The organism is Microbacterium sp. NPDC055455, from assembly GCF_053619935.1.
The window spans coordinates 168,857-187,761 of the sequence record NZ_JBSHLB010000001.1 but is presented as its reverse complement, the minus strand read 5'-3'; the positions used below and the strand labels follow the sequence as shown (position 1 = coordinate 187,761).

Below are 18,905 nucleotides of genomic sequence, written 5' to 3'. Positions count from 1 at the left end.
CAGGCTGGACGCCATGCAGCACATCGAGGTGCAGTCTGGAAGCACGGGCCCCGTCGAATCGACATCTGGAGTGCGAATGGAAGACGCTGCCGAACGGCATCTCGCAGACGAAGCCGTCACGCTGGCTCGGCGGTGGATCGCCGAGAGCGCGGAGGCCCACGTCGACCCGGCGGCGGAGCGCCTCGCCGGAGTCCTGAAGGACCCCAGCGGCCTGCCGTTCACGATCGGCTTCGTCGACGGTGTCATGCGACCGGAGAGCCTGTCGGCGGCGGCATCCCATCTGCACCGCGTCGCGCCCCTCGTTCCCGGGTTCCTCCCCTGGTACCTCCGCTCCGCCGTGCGGGTCGGCGGCGCCGTCGCCCCCGTGCTGCCGGCGCCGGTCGTGCCGATCGCGCGCCGGGTGCTGCGCGAGATGGTCGGGCACCTCGTGGTCGACGCGCGACCGGAGAAGCTCGGCCCGGCCATCGAGCGTCTGCGCGAGACGGGAGCGCGGCTGAATCTCAACCTGCTCGGCGAGGCGGTGCTCGGCGAGCAGGAGGCCCTGCGGCGACTCGAGGGGATCCACGAGCTCATCCGCCGCCCCGACGTGGACTACGTCTCGGTGAAGGTCTCGGCGATCGCCAGCCACATCTCGATGTGGGCGTTCGACGAGATCGTCGACACGGTGGTCGACCGGCTCCTGCCGCTGTACCTCTCGGCGGCGCGGGCGGACGCGGCCGACGCGCCGACCGACCCGGACGGTCGGGCGCGGGAGGCCACCTTCATCAACCTCGACATGGAGGAGTACCGCGACCTCGACCTGACCGTCGCCGTGTTCACCCGGCTGCTCGAGGACCCGCGACTGCGCGGCCTGGAAGCCGGCATCGTGCTGCAGGCGTACCTTCCCGACGCGCTGCCCGCGCTGGAGCGGCTGACGGACTGGGCCCGGGAGCGCGTCGCGGCCGGCGGCGCCCCGATCAAGATCCGCCTCGTCAAGGGCGCCAACCTCGCGATGGAGCGCGTGGACGCGGTGCTGCACGGCTGGCCGCTCGCCACCTACGACACGAAGCTCGACTCGGACGCGAACTACATCCGGTGCCTGCGGTACGCGCTGCAGCCCGAGCGCACCGCCGCCGTGCGGATCGGGGTCGCCGGCCACAACCTCTTCGACATCGCCTACGCATGGCTGCTCGCGGGTGCGACGGGCGTGCGCGACGCCGTCGAGTTCGAGATGCTCCTGGGCATGGCCCAGGGCCAGGTCGCGGCGGTCGCGCGCGAGGTCGGCCACGTGCTCCTGTACGTGCCGGTCGTGCGTCCCGACGAATTCGACGTGGCCATCAGCTATCTCGTCCGGCGGCTCGAAGAGAACGCGTCCAGCGAGAACTTCCTCTCCGCCGCGTTCGAGCTCGCCGACGATCCGGCGCTGTTCGCACGCGAGCGCGACCGCTTCCTGGCCTCGCTCGCGCGTGCGGACGATCCGGCGCTGCCGACCGGCCCCCGCCGCACCCAGGACCGGGCCGCCGAGGTGGCAGTCCTCGACGCCGCGTCCGTCGCGGCTCTGCGCGCTGAGGCGCCGCTGCGCCGCACGGCGTCGCCGGGGGAGGACGCCGGGCTCACGCAGGCGGTGATCGGCATCGCGCGCTCGGCCGGCGCAGCCGGCGCGCCCGGTGACACCGCGCCGATGGAGCGCATCGTGCCGGAGCAGGTGTTCGGCGCCGACGCGTTCGTCGAGACCGCCGTGTTCGCGCCCCGCGAGTCGGGGGCCCGGGCAGCGGGCGCGCCCGGCTTCCGCAACGCGTCCGACAGTGACCCCGCGCTGCCCGGGAACCGCGCGTGGGCGCGGGATGTGATCTCCCGGATCGAGTCGTCGCACGCCGGCGACGCCACGATCGCCGCCGCCGCGGTGACGGACGAGCAGTCGCTGCACGAGATCGTCGCCCGCGTCCGCCACGCGGCCGCCGCGTGGGGCGCGACCCCGGCGGCCGAGCGCGGGGCCGTGCTCGCGGCGGCGGCGCGTGCGCTGGAGGCCCGCCGCGGGGAGCTCATCGAGGTGGCCGCGTCGGAGACGGGCAAGGTGTTCGCCGAGGCGGATGTCGAGGTGAGCGAGGCCGTCGACTTCGCCGACTACTACGCCGCGACCGCACGAGAACTCGATCGCGTGAGCGGGGCGGTGTTCGAGCCGGCGCGACTGACGCTCGTCACCCCGCCGTGGAACTTCCCGATCGCCATCCCCGCGGGCGGCGTCCTGGCCGCCCTCGCCGCCGGATCGGGTGTCGTGTTCAAGCCGGCGCCGCAGGCGCGGCGCTGCGCGGCGGTCGTGGCGGAGGCGCTGTGGGAGGCCGGGGTGCCGCGCGACGTCCTCGCCCTCGTCGACATCGACGAGGGCGGACTGGGCCGCGCGCTGGTGGCGCATCCGGACGTGGACCGCGTGATCCTCACCGGCTCGTGGGAGACCGCCGCACTGTTCCGCTCGTGGCGTCCGGACCTGCCGCTCCTCGCCGAGACGAGCGGCAAGAACGCGATGATCGTCATGCCGACGGCGGACCTCGACCTCGCGGCATCCGACCTCGTCAAGAGCGCGTTCGGCCACGCCGGACAGAAGTGCTCGGCCGCGTCGCTGGCCATCCTGGTGGGGCCCGTCGGTCACTCGCGGCGATTCGCGCGCCAGCTGGTGGACGCCGCGACCTCGCTCCGCGTCGGCCCGCCGTCCAACCCGCTCAGCGAGGTCGGCCCCGTGGTCGAGGCGCCTCGCGGCAAGCTGGAGTGGGCCCTCACCACCCTCGAGGAGGGCGAGCAGTGGCTCGTCGCGCCTCGACAGGTGGACGCCGGACCGGAGTATGCGGGCCGGCTCTGGACCCCCGGCATCCGCACCGGCGTGCAGCCAGGATCGCGGTTCCACCGCGAGGAGTTCTTCGGACCCGTGCTGGGCATCATGCACGCGACGTCGCTGTCGCACGCGATCGAGCTCCAGAACGCGGTCGAGTACGGTCTCACCGCAGGCCTGCACACGCAGAACCCCGACGACCTGGCGATGTGGCTCGACCGGGTGCAGGCCGGCAACCTGTACGTCAACCGGGGCATCACGGGCGCCATCGTCCAGCGCCAGCCCTTCGGCGGGTGGAAGCGCTCGTCGGTGGGCGCGGGGGCGAAGGCGGGCGGCCCGAACTACCTCATGGGTCTGGGCCGCTGGCGGCCGACCTCGGGATCGCCGGCGTCGGCGACGCTCCACCTGCGAGGGCTGGACACCCGCATCGTGTCGCTCATCGAGGCGGCGCAGCCGTCGCTGGGCTACGAGGCGTTCGAGTGGCTCCGCCGCGCCGCGCTGTCGGACGCCATCGCGTGGGACCGCGAGTTCGGTCAGGTGAGAGACGTGTCGGGTATCGGCGTCGAGCGCAACCTCTTCCGCTACCGGCCGGTCGACTCGGTCGCGGTGAGGGCGACGGCGGATGCCTCGTGGCAGGCCGTGCTCCGCGTCGCCGTCGCGGGGCTGCGGGCGGGGTCGGCGATGACCCTCAGTGCGCCCGTGGGCCTGCCGCAGACGGTGCGTCGCGTGCTGGCGGACGAGGGCGTGGGAGTGTTCGTGGAGACCGAGGAGGAGTGGCTCCAGCGGCTCATCCGGGACGAGGACATCGTCGCCGCCGCGGCCGACGCCGATCCGGCGCCCCGTCCATCGCGCGTGCGCCTGGTCGGCGGGGCCGAGTCGGTCGCCGCGCTTCACCGAAGGCTCGCCGAGGCGGTCGACGGAGACCCCGACCTCGCCGTCTACGACAACGACGTGACGACCGCGGGCAGGCTCGAGCTTCTCCCGTTCCTCCACGAGCAGTCGGTGACGATCACGGCCCACCGTTTCGGGAATCCGGACGCGTGGTCGGAGGCTGTCATCTAGCGCCGTCGCCGCGGCGCGGTCCGCGTCCGGCGCGTGCGGTCGGCTCTCGTCAGGGCTTCTCGTCGGCTCCGGCGTCGGGGAAGCCCGTGGACTCCCGCGCCACGATGCGGAACGGCGGCTTGAAGGTCTCGGGACTGCGCCGTTCGCCCTTCTCGTTGATGCGCTCGAGGAGTCGGTCGACGGCGATGGCCGCGATCTGCGCCCGGCCGGTGTCGACGGTCGACATCGACGGGACCGAGTACTTGCTCTCGTCGATGTTGTCGAACCCGATCACGGCGACGTCGTCGGGCACGCGGAGCCCCTCTTCGCGCAGAGCGCGCAGGACGCCGAGTCCCAGCGTGTCGTTGAGCGCGAAGACGGCATCGAATTCCACGCCCTCCTGCACCAGCAGGTGCGTCGCGGCCGCGCCGCCCGCCCGGTTCCATCGATGCATCGAGGTATGCCGGATGAGGGCCGGATCCTGATCGATGCCGGCCTGCTCGAGGGCGCGCCGGTAACCCTTCAGGCGCAGGCTCGCCGAGCTCGCCTCGTCGACGTCCTCGTGGTCGGCGCCGATCAGCGCGATCCGCCGGCGGCCGATCGAGAGGAGGTGCTCGACGGCGGCCTGCGCGGACGAGGTGTTGTGCATCGTGACGTGATCGGTCGGGCCGCCGAAGATCCGCTCGCCGAGGAGCACGAGCGGGCCCTCGACGTTCAAGGCGTCGGCATCCTCCTGGCCCAGCCTGACCGGGCTGAAGAGCAGCCCGTCCAGGAACCGCGGCCGGCTGCGCGAGACGGCGCGCAGCTCGGCATCCCGATCCCCGCTCGTCTGCTCCACCATGACGCCCAGGCCGTGCTTCTCCGCTGCTCTGATGACCTCGTCGGCGAGTTCTGCGAAGTAGTTCTCGCGCAGCGACGGGACCGCCAGCCCGATGACGCCCGTCCGGCCGGAGCGCAGGCCGCGTGCCGAGAGGTTGGGCCGGTAGTCGAGCTGCTCGATCGCTTCGTTCACACGGTCGCGGGTGCCGGGGCGCACGTGCGGATAGTCGTTGATGACGTTCGAGACCGTCTTGATCGAGACTCCCGCCACCCGGGCGACGTCGTGCATCGTCGGTCCCATGGGCGCCCGCCTTCCGTTCGATCTGCACTCTAGTGTGACGCAGATGCGATGCCCGTCGTGTGCGGATCGGGCCCCGCCTCTTCGACGTCTCCGTGCAACGTTGTGGATCACCGTACCGCCCCGCCGTCCCGCGGTCGTACGTCACAGAACTTTCGATGCGCGCGCAGGAATTTGCGGTGCACCCTTGACACCCCTCGCGGCCGGTGGGAAAGTGTCTGCAACGTTGCTCTACAACGTTGTAGACCCGAGAGCACCGCGATCCTGCACCCTCGTGCTCCAGGCGGTCATGCACCGACGAAGAAGTCAGCACACCGAAAGGAAAGTCCAGTGAAGACGAAGCCTGTCCTTGCTGCGGTCACAGCGTTCGCCCTGGTCGGCGCCCTGGCCGCCTGCACCGCCGGAGGCGGCGACGCCGACGGCGGCGGCAACAGCGACGCGAACTGCACCAACGAGATCAAGAACCCCGACGCGCCGATCGTGACGCTGTGGGCGTGGTACCCCAACTCCGAGACCGTCGTCGACAACTTCAACGAGGCGAACGACGACGTCCAGGTCTGCTGGACGAACGCCGGCGCGGGCGGCGACGCGTACGACAAGTTCCAGACCGCGATCTCGGCGGGCAGCGGCGCGCCCGACGTGATGATGGTCGAGGCGGACCGCATCGCCGTCTTCCAGGCGCAGGACGCCCTGGTGGACCTCTCCGACCTCGGCTACGAAGACGTCAAGGACAACTTCAGCGAGGGCGCCTGGAAGGACGTGTCGGTCGGCGACGGCGTCTACGGGGCTCCGATCGACGGCGGCCCCATGGGCATGATCTACCGCACCGACGTCTTCGAGCAGTACGGCATCACGCCGCCCACCACGTGGGAGGAGTTCGAGGCGACCGCGCAGCAGGTCAAGGATGCCGGAGGCCCGGTGTTCGCGAGCTTCGCGGCGAACCAGCCCGCCGCGGTGACGGCGTACATGTACCAGACGGGCGCGGAGCCGTTCGAGTACGACCCGGCCAACGAGGGTGAGATCGGAATCAACCTCAACAGCGACGAGATCAAGCGCGTCCTCGACTACTGGGCCGGCCTCGTCGAGAAGGGCCTCGTGGGTACGGAGGATCAGTTCACTCCGGAGTACATCGCCGCGGTCATCGGCGGCGACTACGCCACGTACCTCTCGGCCGCCTGGGCGCCCGGCTACCTCCAGGGCGCAGGCGTCGGGGAGGGTGCTGACGAAGGTGTGTGGGCGACCGCTCCGCTGCCGCAGTGGGATGAGAGCGACCCGGTCGCGATCAACTGGGGCGGCTCGGCGTTCTCGGTGAGCAGCCAGGCGGACGACCCTGAGCTGGCAGCGAAGGTGGCCTTCGGGGTGTACGCCGACCAGGCCTCGCTCGACGAGGGGTGGCAGCAGCAGATCATCTTCCCGCTCAACGTGAACGTGCTCGACGATCCGGAGTTCCAGGACTACGAGGTGCCCTTCTTCAGCGGCCAGCAGGCCAACAAGGAGGTGTACGTCCCGGCGGCCAATGCCTACAAGGGCATGGTGTACACGCCGCTCCAGCAGTTCTACTACTCGACCCTCACCGAGCAGATCCAGAACATCAACGACGGAACCTCTACCGGTTCTGAAGCCGCGGACGCGCTCCAGGAGGCTGTCGTGGCCTACGCGGAGGAGCAGGGCTTCACCGTCAAGTGACATGGCACGGGGGGCTGGTTCGTGCTCGTGCGGACCGGCCCTCCGGTCACTCTTCTGACCCGGAGAAATCATGACCGCCTCAACCACAAACCCCGTCACGAAGACGGAGGCGAGCCGCCTCACGAAGAAGGGGGGTCGCCGCTCCACCGCCGCACGTCAGAGCCTTTTCGGATGGCTCTTCGTCGGACCGTTCGCGATCATCTTCCTCGCTATGCTCGTGCTGCCGATCGGCTACGCCCTCTACTTGAGCCTGTTCCAGAAGTCGCTCATCGGAGGCACCCGATTCGTCCTCTTCGGCAACTACCTGAAGGCCTTCACAGACCCGTCGTTCCTCGACGGCGTCTGGTTCGTCATCCGGTTCTCGCTGGTGCTCATTCCGTTGCAGATGGCCGTCTCGCTCGCCCTCGCGCTGATGCTGGACATCATCATCAGCCGGTTCGCCCGCTTCTCGCGGCTCATGATCTTCATGCCGTATGCGATTCCGACGGTGATCGGCGCGCTGATGTGGGGGTTCCTGTACAGCGAGAACTTCGGCCCGCTCGCGGACGTCTTCGGAATTTTCGGAGCTGAGGCCCCTGATTTCCTGAGCAAGAGCCTGATCTTTTACGGCCTGCTCAACATCGTCACGTGGCAATGGGCCGGCTACTACATGATCATCCTGTACGCAGCGCTGCAGGGGATCGACCCCACCCTGTACGAAGCCGCACGCATCGACGGCGCCTCCCAGTGGCAGATCGTCTGGCGGATCAAGATCCCCCTGCTCTCGCCGGCGCTCCTGCTCATCCTCGTGTTCGCCCTCATCGGAACCCTGCAGTTCTTCAACGAGCCGAAGATCCTCCAGGACCTCGCGGCCGGATCCATCCCGAACGACTTCACGCCCAACATGTATGCATCCCAGCAGGCGTTCTCGCTGGCGAACTACAACTACGGCTCAGCGATCTCGTTCGCGCTCGGTGCCGTCGTATTCCTCTGCGTCTACATCTTCCTGTTCGCAACCCGCAAGCGAGGGAGCTTCTTCGAATGAGCGTCACACCCGTCGACATCACCGAGACCCGCGGCAAGCCGCGCAAGCTCGTCGAGCGCCGGTCGGCCCCGCGCACCCGCGGACGGGTGCCGCTGAACATCGTGCTGGCGCTGCTGGTGATCTACTTCCTGGTGCCGTTCTGGTGGCTGATCATCAACAGCTCCAAGACCGCCGCAGGCCTCTTCGGGGGCGACAGCGCGCTCTGGTTCGCAGACGACATCAACTACGTCGGCAACTTCGTCGACCTGTTCACCTACGGCGGAGGGATCTACGCGCGGTGGCTGGCGAATTCCGCGCTCTACGCCATCGTCGGCGGGCTGGGCGCCACGGTGCTCGCCGTCCTCGCCGGATACGGGTTCGCGAAGTACCGGTTCGCCGGCCGGCGTGCCGCCTTCGCGATCCTGCTCGGCGCCGTCATGGTGCCGACGACCGCGCTCGTGATCCCCACCTTCGTCCTGTTCGCCCAGGTCGGCTGGACGAACACGATCTGGGCCGTGATCATCCCCACCCTGCTGAACCCCTTCGGGGTCTACTTGATGAACGTCTACGCCCGGGATGCCGTCCCGGACGAGCTCCTCGACGCGGCACGCGTGGACGGCGCGGGGGAGTTCCGGACGTTCCTGCAGGTCGCGCTCCCGATGCTCCGGCCGGCGATCGTGACCGTGCTGCTGCTGTCTGTGGTGGCATCGTGGAACAACTACTTCCTGCCGCTGGTCATGCTCTCGGACAACCGGCTGTTCCCGGTCACGGTGGGCATCGGTGTGTGGCAGTCGACCGCGTCCACGTACGGCGCGGCGGGCGGCCAGACCCTCTGGAGCATCATCATCCTCGGCTGCCTCGTGTCGGTGATCCCGCTCATCATCGCCTTCCTGGCCCTTCAGAAGTACTGGCGTGGCGGCCTCGCCATCGGAAGCCTCAAGTGATCCGACGATCACGTCGCCTCGCCCCGGTCCACCCTGTCCCTGAGAGAGAAGAATGATCCGCGCACACCTCACCGTCGACCCGCATTTCACGGTCGGCCCCGTCAACCGCCGGCTGTTCGGCTCGTTTGTGGAGCACCTCGGGCGCTGCGTCTACGACGGGATCTACGAACCCGGCCACGAATCGGCGGACGAGGACGGATTCCGCACCGATGTCATCGAGCTCGTGCGCGAGCTCGGTGTCTCGACGATCCGCTACCCGGGCGGAAACTTCGTCTCGGGGTATCGCTGGGAGGACGGCGTCGGGCCCCGCGACGCCCGGCCCCGCCGGCTCGACCTGGCGTGGCACTCGACCGAGACCAACGAGATCGGCCTCGACGAGTTCGCGGGGTGGCTCAAGAAGGTCGACAGCGAGCTGATGTACGCCGTCAACCTCGGCACGCGCGGAGTCCTGGAGGCGCTGGATGTGCTCGAATACGCCAATCTGCGATCGGGCACCCACTGGTCGGACAGGCGCGTCGCGAACGGCCACCCCGAACCCCACGGCATCCGCATGTGGTGCCTGGGCAACGAGATGGACGGGCCATGGCAGCTCGGGCACTCGACGGCCGAGGAGTACGCGCAGATCGCGTCGAAGACCGCGAGCGCGATGAGACAGATCGATCCGGATCTCGAGCTGGTCGTCTGCGGCAGTTCGAGCGCCCAGATGCCCACCTTCGGCGACTGGGAGCGCGTCGTGCTCAGCAAGACGTACGACGACGTGGACTACATCTCGTGCCACGCGTACTACGAGCCGAAGGGCGACGACTACGGCAGCTTCCTCGCCTCCGGCGTGAACATGGACCGCTTCATCGAGGCCGTCGTAGCCACCGCCGACCACGTGAAGGCGATCAGGCACAGCGACAAGACGATCGACATCTCCTTCGACGAATGGAACGTCTGGTACCAGTCGCGCTTCAACGAGGTCGACAAGATCACCGATGCGGAGGACTGGCCGGTGGCACCCCGCCTGCTCGAGGACTCGTACTCCGTCCTGGATGCCGTGGTCTTCGGCAGCCTCCTCATCTCGCTGCTTCGCCACGCCGACCGGGTGACGGCCGCGAGCCTCGCGCAGCTGGTCAACGTCATCGCGCCGATCATGACCGAGCCCGGCGGGCCGGCGTGGCGGCAGACCACCTTCTATCCGTTCTCGCTCACCTCGCGCCTCGCCCGCGGTGTCGCCCTCGAGCTGAAGCTCGACAGCCCCACCTACGCCACGGCGGAGTACGGCGACGTGTCGGTCGTGGACGCGGTGGCCACACGCGATGCGAGCGGGGGCGGCACGACGGTGTTCCTCGTGAACCGCAGCCTCGACGAGGAGGTCTCCGTAGAGATCGATGTGCGCGCTCTCGGCGAGGTCGCCGACGCCTCCGCGATCTCACTGTTCGATGACGACATCCACGCGGCCAACACCCTCGAGGATCCGGAGCGCGTCACGCCCAGGACCAACTCGTCCGTCGACGTCGGGGAGGGCAGGGTGACCGTCACGCTGCCGCCCGTGTCGTGGACGGCGCTCACGCTGGACTGACGCGAGCGCCGCGACGAGCCGGCCGGGTGGCGAGATGGCACGACCCCAGAGAGTGACGCTGAAGGAGATCGCCGCTCAGACAGGGGTGTCGCTGACGACCATCTCCAAGGTGCTCAACGGCGGCTCGGACGTCTCGTCGACGACACGGGCGCTCGTCGAGGAGCAGCTGCACGCGAGCGGCTACCGGCGCCGCAAGAGCAGGCAGCGACGGGACTACATCGAGGTCGTGCTCCACGAGCTCGAGGGCGAGTGGGCGCTCGGCATCCTCGAGGGGGTGCGCGAGAGCGCCGCGGCCGCCGGCATGGCGGTCTCGCTCTCCGTGAGCGGGGATCGTCGTGCCCCGGGACCGGAGTGGCTGGACTCGGTCGTGCGCCGCGCGCCGAGCGGCATCATCCTCCTCTTCGCCGGCATACCGGCCGACGGGCAGGAGCGGCTCTCCGCGCGCGGCATCCCGTTCGTCGTCATCGATCCGGCCGGCGATCCCGATGCGGACCTCCCGTCGGTCGGGTCGGCGAACTGGTCGGGCGGGCTGGCGGCCACACGGCACCTGCTGGAGCTCGGGCACCGGCGGATCGCGGCGATCACCGGGCCGGAGTCGGTGATGTGCGCGCTGGCAAGGCTGGACGGCTACCGCGCCGCGATGGCGTCCGCGGGGGTGACGATCCCGCCGGGATGGATCCGCTTCGGCGACTTCCGGCGTCAGGGGGGCGAGGATCACGCGGCCGAGCTGCTGCGGCTGCCGGATCGGCCGACGGCGATCTTCGCCGGCAACGACGCGCAGGCGCTGGGAGTGCTGCACGCAGCCTCGGCTCTCGGACTCTCGGTGCCGCGCGACCTGTCCGTCGTGGGCTACGACGACCTCGCGATCGCGGAGCTCGCCCACCCGCGGCTCACCACCGTCCATCAGCCCCTTCGCGAGATGGCGGAGCAGGCCACCCGGCTCCTGCTGCAGCTGCTGGACGGCCCCCGTCCGGAGGTCACGCGGATCGAGCTGGCGACCTCACTGGTCGTGCGGGACTCGACGGCGGCCTCAGCCTGAAGCGGGGCACGCCCGTCCTCGCCCGATGCCGTGCCCGCCAGGCGCGCCGTGCACGTGAGAGGGCTGCCGGCGGGAAGCGCGAGTCCGCCGGCAGCCCTGGTCTTGTCAGCAGTGGCTCACTGCACCCAGTACCCCAGGTTGAATGTGACCTTCTCGGCGAGGGTCGTCAGGGCACTGGCCTGCTCGGCGGTCAGCTTGCCCGCGGTCTGGAACTCGGCGACCTGGGCGAGGAAACCGTCCAGGACCTCGAGGGCCCCGACCGAGTCGCCCGCGGTGACGAGCTTCAGCGCCTGGTCGAGCTTCACCGTGAGGGCGTTCGTGTTGCCCTTGTTCAGGCCCGCATCCGCCACGTCCGCCTTCAGGGTGTCGACCTCGTCCTGGAGGAACGCCTCCGGGTGCCACACGTAGTCCCGCGCGAAGATCGTGAACAGCTGGTTCCACGCGTTGAAGTCGTGCGCCCCGGCGACCACCGTGTTCTCGATGAACCCGACGTCGTCGAGGGCCGCGACCGTGTTCGCGTTGGGAAGACCGAAGTCCCACGCGCCACCGCCATAGTGGATGTACGGAGCTGCGAGGTTCGGCGTCGACGCGGGGACGCTCACGCCGCCGCTCCACGGGCCGTAGTACCCGAACTGGTCGGCGTCGTCTCTGATCAGGTTCTGCGTGACGAAGCTGCCGGCGGACAGACCCGCGAACGCCCGGTCGATCGGCTCGGTCGAGACGTTGTAGTTCGCCTCGACGAAGGGGATCACGACATTGCGCAGGTTGGGATACGCGTCGCCCTGAACGGCCTGGTTTCCGACGGGTCCGAGATAGTTCGTGTTCGTCGTGATGACGACGGCCGGCTCGGTGGTGCCGTCCTGGATCAGGTTGTCCATGATCACCGGGACGTCGCCCATGTTCATCCAGTCCGACTGGTCCTGACCGCCGCCGTGCTGCATGTAGATCGTCTTGTACGGCTCCGCACGGTTCGGGTCGTAGTCCGGCGGGAGGTACACGCCCAGCGTGCGGCCGGTCTGGTTGGGGATGTCGATCGGGACGTAGCTCCACGTGCCCTTGGCCGAGTCCTCGCGCGGGAGTTCGATCTGCCGGGCTGCGAGCGGAGCGAAGTCCTGCTTCGCTTCGTCGTAGGGCACGAAGACCTTGTTGAAGGCGCGCCGCTGCGGGAACGAGATCCCATCCGGCGCGAAGATGGGCGAGTTCGCCGGGTCGGCGAGCCAGGCGCTGGTGTTGCCGTCCACGTAGAACCAGTACTGGTTCGCGCCGGCCGCGAGCGGCACCTCGGTGACCCAGTAGCCGTCGCCCGCATCGGTCATCTCGACGTCGTAGCCACCGCCGCCCCGCATGAGACCGGGCTCGTACTGGTGCGGCTGGTAGACCGTGATGTCGGTCCGGTCGGCCCAGTTGCGCAGCAGGATGTCGGCGACGAAGCGCACGCTGGTGGCATCGGGGTCGTAGTACACGAAGCGCCCGGTGTACCCGGTCGGCGACTCCGGATCCGCGTACACGGTGGGCCCGGGCGTCAGCTCCCCGTCCGCGGCCTGCGCCGCCATCGGCACGGTGCTCAGGACCAGGGCTGCAGTAAGGCCCAGGGCCGCGAACGGACGGACGAGCCGGGCATTCCGGCCGCGATCCCCACCGCCCTGCGAACCTTCGACGGCGCGGTCGCGCCGGGTGAAAACGCTCATCACTGTTCCTCCTTGAATAGCTGCCGAGCGACCGGAGGCGGCTCCGACACGGTCAGGCTAGCGACGGTTTACTACGTTGTAAAGAAGTTTTTTACGACGTTGTAAATCGCTGTGCGTCAGGAGGGGGCCCGCGGTCGACCTCGCCCGCAGGGTCTGCCGCCGTCGGCGGGGCCTCGATGCATGTAAAAAATTCTTGACACGCCGGCATTGCGGGCGTAGCTTCGCAGTGTCAAGAAATCTTTACATGCAGGGAGCGCCGTCATGGTGTACGAAGAGCGCAACATCTGGGCGAGCCTGATCGTCAGCATCGTCGGAGTGGGCGTCTACGTCGTGCTGGTGCTGCAGCAGGCGGCAGGCGGGTCCGTCGCCGAGGTGGACTGGGTGCCGCTCATGCTGTGGACGATCGGCGGCAGCATCGCCGTCGCGATCCTGGTGAGCATCGTGTGGGGCATCCTCGCCGGCATGCGCGATCCCGACGGCGTCGGCAAGAGCGACCAGCGCGACCGCGACATCGCGCACATGTCGACGCGGGTCGGCCAGGCATTCCTCGTCATCGCCGGGCTGGGCGTCATCGTGCTGTGCGCGTTCGAGGCCGACTGGTTCTGGATCGCCAATGCGATGTTCTTCGGCTTCGCGCTGTCGTCGATCGTCGGCGGCATCGCGAGCGTGATCGCGTACCGGCGGGGGCTTGTCTGATGGTCAAGCCCACCAAGGTCACCAACTCGATCCGCGCGGTGCGCGAGGCGGCCGGCATGACGCAGGCCGACCTCGCCCGCCGAGTGGGCGTGACGCGGCAGACCCTCATCGCGATCGAGCAGGGGCGGTACTCGCCGACGCTCGAACTCGCCTTCCAGCTGGCCCGCGCATTCGGCGTCGGGCTGGACGACCTCTTCGACTATCCGGAGGCATGACATGTCCGACCAGACGCTCCCCTCGCCGCAGGCGCTGCGCACCGATTCGATGCCCGCGTGGCGGCAGCACCGCTACGGCGAGCCCGACGACGTCGTGCTCGAAACGACGGATGTCCCCGCGCCCGGTCGCGGCGAGGTGCTGCTGCGCCTGCGCGCGACCGGCCTCAACAACGGCGACATCCGCGTCATGCGCGGCGAGCCCCGACTCCTGCGCCTCGCGTTCGGGATGCGGCGGCCGCGGCAGGCGGTTCGCGGGATGGATGCCGCCGCCACCGTCGTCGCGCTGGGCGAGGGTGTCTCCGGTCTCGCCGTCGGCGACGAGGTGATCGGGGAGCTTCCGGCCGGGGGAGGCCTCGCGCGGTACGCGGTGTGCCCGGCGTCCCGCCTCGTCCCGCGGCCCGCCGCTCTGGACGCGGTCGACGCCGCAGCCCTCCCGGTCGCGGGCGGCACCGCCTGGCAGGCGCTGGAACGCGGGGGCGTGGCATCCGGCCACCGCGTGCTCGTGATCGGCGCCTCCGGCGGCGTCGGCACGTTCGCGGTACAGCTCGCCGTCGCGCGCGGCGCGCAGGTGTGGGCGCTGTGCGGCGAGCGGAGCCGGGCGCTGGTCGAGGAGCTGGGTGCGGCGCGCACGTTCGACTACCGCGCCGTGCAGCCCGGTGCCCTCGAGCTCGCTGCGGAGCCGTTCGACGTCGTGATCGACATCGCCGGCACCGCGCCGCTGCGGTCGCTGCAGGGGCTCGTGCGCGACGGCGGCGCGGTCGTCCTGGTCTCGGGCGAGGGCGGGCGGGTGATGGGTCCGATCGGGCGTATCGCCGCAGCATCCGTCCTCTCGATCGGTTCCAAGCGTCCGCTGCGTCCGCTCGCCGCCGTCGCCAAGCCCGACGTCCTCGCGGAGCTCGTCGCGCTCACGACCGCCGGCCGGCTGCGTCCGCGCATCGAGCGGAGGTTCGCCTTCGCCCAGGCGCGCGAGGCGCTCGCGCACGTGGCTGCCGGCCACGCGGTGGGCAAGGTCGTCGTGCTCGCGGAGTGACGGGGTGCAGGGCGACGCTGCGCGTGCGCATTCCCAGGCGGCACCCGGCGTCCGTGAGACAATGGACGCGGCGTGCCCGGTTGCTTTCCCCTTCACGGCTGCGGTTCCTGAGCGAGCGCAGCCGGTCGAAGGGCCGCCGGGCCTCTGGACAGCGTCCGCCGCCCCTCGTACAGGAGCATGATGTCCACGCAGAACACCGCGCCCGCAGCCACCGCCCCGACGACCGGGTCCTCCGCCACCGGAGGCCGCGTCCAGCAGCACCGCCGCTACCTGATGTGCCGCCCCGAGCACTTCACGGTGAGCTACCGGATCAACCCCTGGATGGAGCCGGCCAACCCCACCGACACAGAGCTGGCGGTGCGCCAGTGGCAGGCGCTCTACGACACGTATCTCGAGCTGGGCCACGAGGTGCATCTCATCGACCCGATCGACGGCCTGCCCGACATGGTCTACACGGCCAACGGCGGCTTCGTCATCGACGGCGTCGCGTACGGCGCGAAGTTCCGTTTCCAGGAGCGCGTGCCCGAGGGCCCGGCCTTCATGGACTGGTTCCGCGCGAACGGGTTCGAGGTCGTCGAGCCGGTGCAGGTCAACGAGGGCGAAGGCGACTTCCTGCTCGTCGGCCAGACCATCCTCGCCGGCACCGGCTTCCGCTCCACCGGCGACAGCCACCGCGAGCTCGAAGACGTGTTCGGCAAGGAGGTCGTGAGCCTCAATCTCGTCGACCCGCGGTTCTACCACCTCGACACCGCCATCTCGGTGCTCGACCCCGTCGAGGGGCCGGGCGGCGTCGACCGCGCCAACATCGCCTACCTGCCAGGCGCCTTCGACGAGCGCAGCCAGGCGATCCTCGCCGAGCGCTACCCCGACGCCATCCGCGTGGCCGACGCCGACGGCGCGGTCTTCGGCCTCAACTCGGCCAGCGACGGCCGCAACGTCATCATCTCGCCGCGTGCGAAGGGCTTCGAGGTCCAGTTGCGCGAGCGCGGCTACAACCCGGTGCTCGTCGACCTGTCGGAGCTCCTGCTCGGCGGTGGCGGCATCAAGTGCTGCACGCTCGAGCTGCGGCGCTGACGGTCCGAGAAGAGGACACACCCATGACCGCCACCTCGCCCTCGGTCGACACCGCCACGATCAAGATCATCGCCGGTGAACAGGACCACCTCGCCCACAACTACAACCCGCTCCCCGTCGTCATCGCGCGCGGCGAGGGCGCTTGGGTCACCGACGTCGAGGGCAAGCGCTACCTCGACCTGCTCTCGGCCTACTCCGCCCTGAACTTCGGTCACGGGCATCCCGCGATCGTCGCCGCCGCGCAGGAGCAGCTGAACCGGCTGACGCTGACCAGCCGCGCCTACCACAACGACCGGCTCGGACCGTTCGCGACCGCGCTGGCCGAGCTGTGCGGCAAGGACCTCGTGCTTCCCATGAACACCGGTGCGGAGGCCGTCGAGACCGGCATCAAAGTCGCACGCGCGTGGGGATACCGGGTCAAGGGCATCACGGCCGACAGGGCGCAGATCGTCGTCGCGCACGGCAACTTCCACGGCCGCACCACCACGATCGTCGGCTTCAGCGACGACCCCGGCGCACGCGGCGACTTCGGGCCGTTCGCGCCGGGATTCGTGCCGGTGCCCTACGGCGATGCCGCGGCGATCGAGGCCGCCATCACCCCCGAGACCGCCGCCGTGCTCATCGAGCCGATCCAGGGCGAGGCGGGTGTGGTGCTTCCGCCCGAGGGGTATCTGCGGGCGGTCCGCGAGCTGTGCACGGAGCACGGCGTGCTGTTCATCGCCGACGAGATCCAGTCCGGCCTCGCGCGTGTGGGCGAGACGTTCGCGTGCGACCGCGAGGGTGTGGTGCCCGACGTCTACCTGCTCGGCAAGGCGCTGGGCGGCGGCATCCTTCCGCTGTCGGCGGTCGTGGCGGACCGTGACGTGCTCGGGGTCATCCGTCCGGGCGAGCACGGCTCGACGTTCGGCGGCAATCCGCTCGCCGCCGCCGTCGGCCTGCGCGTGGTCGAGATGCTCCAGACCGGCGAGTTCCAGCGGCGGGCGAAGCTCCTCGGCGAGCACCTCGACGTGAAGCTCCGCGAGCTCATCGGCCACGGCGTCACGGGTGTGCGAGTGGTGGGCCTCTGGGCGGGGGTCGACATCGACCCCGAGGTCGGCACCGGACGCGAGATCGCCGAGAAGCTGATCGCGCGCGGCGTGCTGGTCAAGGACACCCACGGGCAGACCATCCGCGTCGCGCCGCCGCTGGTCGTGCGCGCGACCGAGCTCGACTGGGCGATCGAGCAGCTGCGCGTGGTCCTCGCCGGCTGACGCGCGATCCCGTCGCGCGGGCAGCGCTCAGAACACCTCGACGAACCGCTCGTGCCACCCCGTCGCGCCATCCGGCGCGGGCGGTGCGCGGTCGGGCGTCTGCTGCTGCCCGTCCCTGCCGGTGGCACGGCACCGCAGCAGGTGGTCGCCGGCGGTCGCGGTCCAGGGCAGGCTCCACTGCACCCAGGTGTCGTCCGAGATCGCTGTCGCGAGGGTCGCCTCCTGCCACGGGCCGTCGTCGATCTGCACCTCGACTCCCGCGACGCCCACGCCCTGGTGCCACGCCACACCGGCGATGACGACGCCGCCGGCCTTCAGCCCCTGCGCCTTGCGCGGCACGTCGATGCGCGACTGCAGCTTGATCGGCCCTCGCTCGGACCAGCCTCGGTCCGTCCAGTACGCGCGGGCGCGGTCGAACCGCGTCACCTCGAGGTCGGTCACCCACTTCGTCGCCGATACGTAGCCGTACAGGCCCGGCACGACCATGCGCACCGGGAAGCCGTGCTCGAGGGGGAGCGGCTCGCCGTTCATCCCGACGGCGAGGATCGCGTTGCGGTCGTCGGTGAGCGCCTCCAGCGGCGTGGACGCCGTGAAGCCGTCGATCGACCGTGACAGCACCATGTCGGCGTCCGCGGCGGGGCGCGCCCGCGCCAGCAGCTCCCGGATCGGATGGCCGAGCCAGCGGGCGTTGCCGATGAGCGTCCCTCCCACCTCGTTCGACACGCACGTGAGGGTCGTCCACGACTCCTCGAGCGGCAGGGCGAGAAGCTCGTCCCACGTGAGCTCCAGCTCCTCGGCGACCATGCCGTGCACGCGCAGCCGCCAGTCGGCCGGGTTCACCTCGGGCACGACGAGCGCGGTGTCGATGCGGTAGAACCGGTCGTTCGGGGTGACGACGCTCGCGAGCCCGGGGAGGTCGAGCTCGGCGCCCTGCGGGACGGCGGATGCCGCCACCGCCGGCGTCGGAAGCCGCAGCGCCATCCGCGCCGCGGCCACGCCGGCCGCCGCTGTGGTCCGCAGGCTGCCGACGACCACCGCGAGAACGCCCGCTCCCGCCGCCGCGCCCGCCCACGCGAAGAAGGCGCGGCGGCTGGGTGGCGGGGTGCCCTCGGCGGTGGCACCCGTGCCCGGCTCACCTGCGTCGGATGCACGCGGATCGGGTGGATCGGCGCCCAGCTGCGGCGAACGGGCAGCAGATGGATCGGCGGATGCCGCGGCGGCGGGTCGGAGCAGCCGGAGCAGGAGCCACAGCGCGACCCCGCCCGAGGCGCCCGCGACGACCGAGGGGAGCCAGGCCAGTGGCCCGGCGCCCGGTCGCGTGGCCGCGACGACGGCGCCGGCGACGCCGAACACGGCGATCAGCACGACGCCCCACGGCGGGCGCCTGGCCTGCAGCCATCCGGCGAGGGCGGCCACGACGAGCATGACCAGGGCGATGCCGCCCACGAGCGCGATCTTGTCGGCGGTGCCGAACCAGGCGATGGCGGTGTCCTTGGCCCACGGCGGCGCGACGTCGATGAGGGCCGAGCCGACGGCGGCGACCGGGCTGGAGGCCGGGGCCACCACGCCGGCGGCGAGTTCGCCGAGGCCCGCGCCGAGCACGACGGCGGCCACGCCCGCCACCCATGCGAGGGGGGCGAGGATGCCGCCGTCCCGGGCGCGTCCCGCCATGCAGCAAGGGTACGTCCGCGCGGGGGACGCCGGGCGGACGGGGCGGAAACACGAGCGCAACGAACGCCGCATTAGGCTCGTCAG

General features: G+C 70.4%; 14 protein-coding genes. 11 read left to right on the top strand and 3 right to left on the bottom strand.

The genetic code is table 11. The features are described 5' to 3' along the window. Positions 1-76: 76 nt before the first annotated feature. The gene (locus ACWGUG_RS00710; RefSeq protein ID WP_378878520.1) at positions 77-3,865 is read left to right on the top strand and encodes a proline dehydrogenase family protein; all 3,789 of its coding nucleotides are present in this window, start codon (positions 77-79) and stop codon (positions 3,863-3,865) included. A gap of 49 nt (positions 3,866-3,914) precedes the next feature. Here the strand turns inward: ACWGUG_RS00710 and ACWGUG_RS00705 are convergent, their stop codons facing one another. Then, positions 3,915-4,964: a LacI family DNA-binding transcriptional regulator gene (locus tag ACWGUG_RS00705; RefSeq protein WP_336394446.1), complete on the bottom strand. Its 1,050-nt coding sequence runs from the start codon at positions 4,962-4,964 to the stop codon at positions 3,915-3,917. A gap of 327 nt (positions 4,965-5,291) precedes the next feature. On the opposite strand from ACWGUG_RS00705, the gene ACWGUG_RS00700 reads away from it, so the two are divergent. The 5 genes from ACWGUG_RS00700 (at position 5,292) to ACWGUG_RS00680 (ending at position 11,197) form a co-directional block, all read left to right on the top strand. Further along, a complete protein-coding gene (locus ACWGUG_RS00700; protein WP_452323518.1) occupies positions 5,292-6,647 on the top strand; it encodes an ABC transporter substrate-binding protein in 1,356 nt (451 codons plus the stop codon). Between the two features lie 70 nt (positions 6,648-6,717). Further along, positions 6,718-7,671, top strand: coding sequence for a carbohydrate ABC transporter permease (locus ACWGUG_RS00695; protein WP_452323517.1), 954 nt, complete (start codon positions 6,718-6,720; stop codon positions 7,669-7,671). After that, a complete protein-coding gene (locus ACWGUG_RS00690; RefSeq protein ID WP_452323516.1) occupies positions 7,668-8,594 on the top strand; it encodes a carbohydrate ABC transporter permease in 927 nt (308 codons plus the stop codon). The genes ACWGUG_RS00695 and ACWGUG_RS00690 overlap by 4 nt, the downstream gene beginning before the upstream one ends. Before the next feature lie 52 nt (positions 8,595-8,646). Next, a complete protein-coding gene (gene arfA / locus ACWGUG_RS00685; protein WP_452323515.1) occupies positions 8,647-10,158 on the top strand; it encodes an arabinosylfuranosidase ArfA in 1,512 nt (503 codons plus the stop codon). Between the two features lie 34 nt (positions 10,159-10,192). Continuing rightward, positions 10,193-11,197: a LacI family DNA-binding transcriptional regulator gene (locus ACWGUG_RS00680; protein WP_452323514.1), complete on the top strand. Its 1,005-nt coding sequence runs from the start codon at positions 10,193-10,195 to the stop codon at positions 11,195-11,197. Between the two features lie 116 nt (positions 11,198-11,313). Here the strand turns inward: ACWGUG_RS00680 and ACWGUG_RS00675 are convergent, their stop codons facing one another. Then, positions 11,314-12,885 (bottom strand): alpha/beta hydrolase-fold protein, encoded by a 1,572-nt coding sequence (locus ACWGUG_RS00675; protein ID WP_452323513.1) that lies wholly within the window; start codon positions 12,883-12,885, stop codon positions 11,314-11,316. 261 nt (positions 12,886-13,146) lie between these two features. Between ACWGUG_RS00675 and ACWGUG_RS00670 the strand changes: the two genes are divergently transcribed. The 5 genes from ACWGUG_RS00670 (at position 13,147) to rocD (ending at position 17,150) form a co-directional block, all read left to right on the top strand. Beyond that, positions 13,147-13,581 carry a hypothetical protein gene (locus ACWGUG_RS00670; RefSeq protein WP_452323512.1) on the top strand — a complete coding sequence of 145 codons (435 nt, stop codon included), beginning with the start codon at positions 13,147-13,149 and terminating at the stop codon, positions 13,579-13,581. Next, the gene (locus tag ACWGUG_RS00665; protein WP_109209029.1) at positions 13,581-13,796 is read left to right on the top strand and encodes a helix-turn-helix transcriptional regulator; all 216 of its coding nucleotides are present in this window, start codon (positions 13,581-13,583) and stop codon (positions 13,794-13,796) included. Before ACWGUG_RS00670 ends, ACWGUG_RS00665 begins: the two co-directional genes overlap by 1 nt. Before the next feature lies 1 nt (position 13,797). Next, positions 13,798-14,826: an NAD(P)-dependent alcohol dehydrogenase gene (locus ACWGUG_RS00660; RefSeq protein WP_452323511.1), complete on the top strand. Its 1,029-nt coding sequence runs from the start codon at positions 13,798-13,800 to the stop codon at positions 14,824-14,826. 180 nt (positions 14,827-15,006) lie between these two features. Beyond that, on the top strand, positions 15,007-15,900 hold the full coding sequence (ddaH, locus tag ACWGUG_RS00655) for a dimethylargininase (RefSeq protein ID WP_452323510.1): 894 nt from the start codon (positions 15,007-15,009) through the stop codon (positions 15,898-15,900). 23 nt (positions 15,901-15,923) lie between these two features. Further along, complete coding sequence (gene rocD, locus ACWGUG_RS00650) at positions 15,924-17,150, top strand: ornithine--oxo-acid transaminase (RefSeq protein WP_336394456.1); 1,227 nt, start codon at positions 15,924-15,926, stop codon at positions 17,148-17,150. A gap of 27 nt (positions 17,151-17,177) precedes the next feature. On the opposite strand, the gene ACWGUG_RS00645 is transcribed toward rocD, so the two are convergent. Then, positions 17,178-18,821, bottom strand: coding sequence for a molybdopterin-dependent oxidoreductase (locus ACWGUG_RS00645; protein ID WP_452323509.1), 1,644 nt, complete (start codon positions 18,819-18,821; stop codon positions 17,178-17,180). Positions 18,822-18,905: the final 84 nt, after the last annotated feature.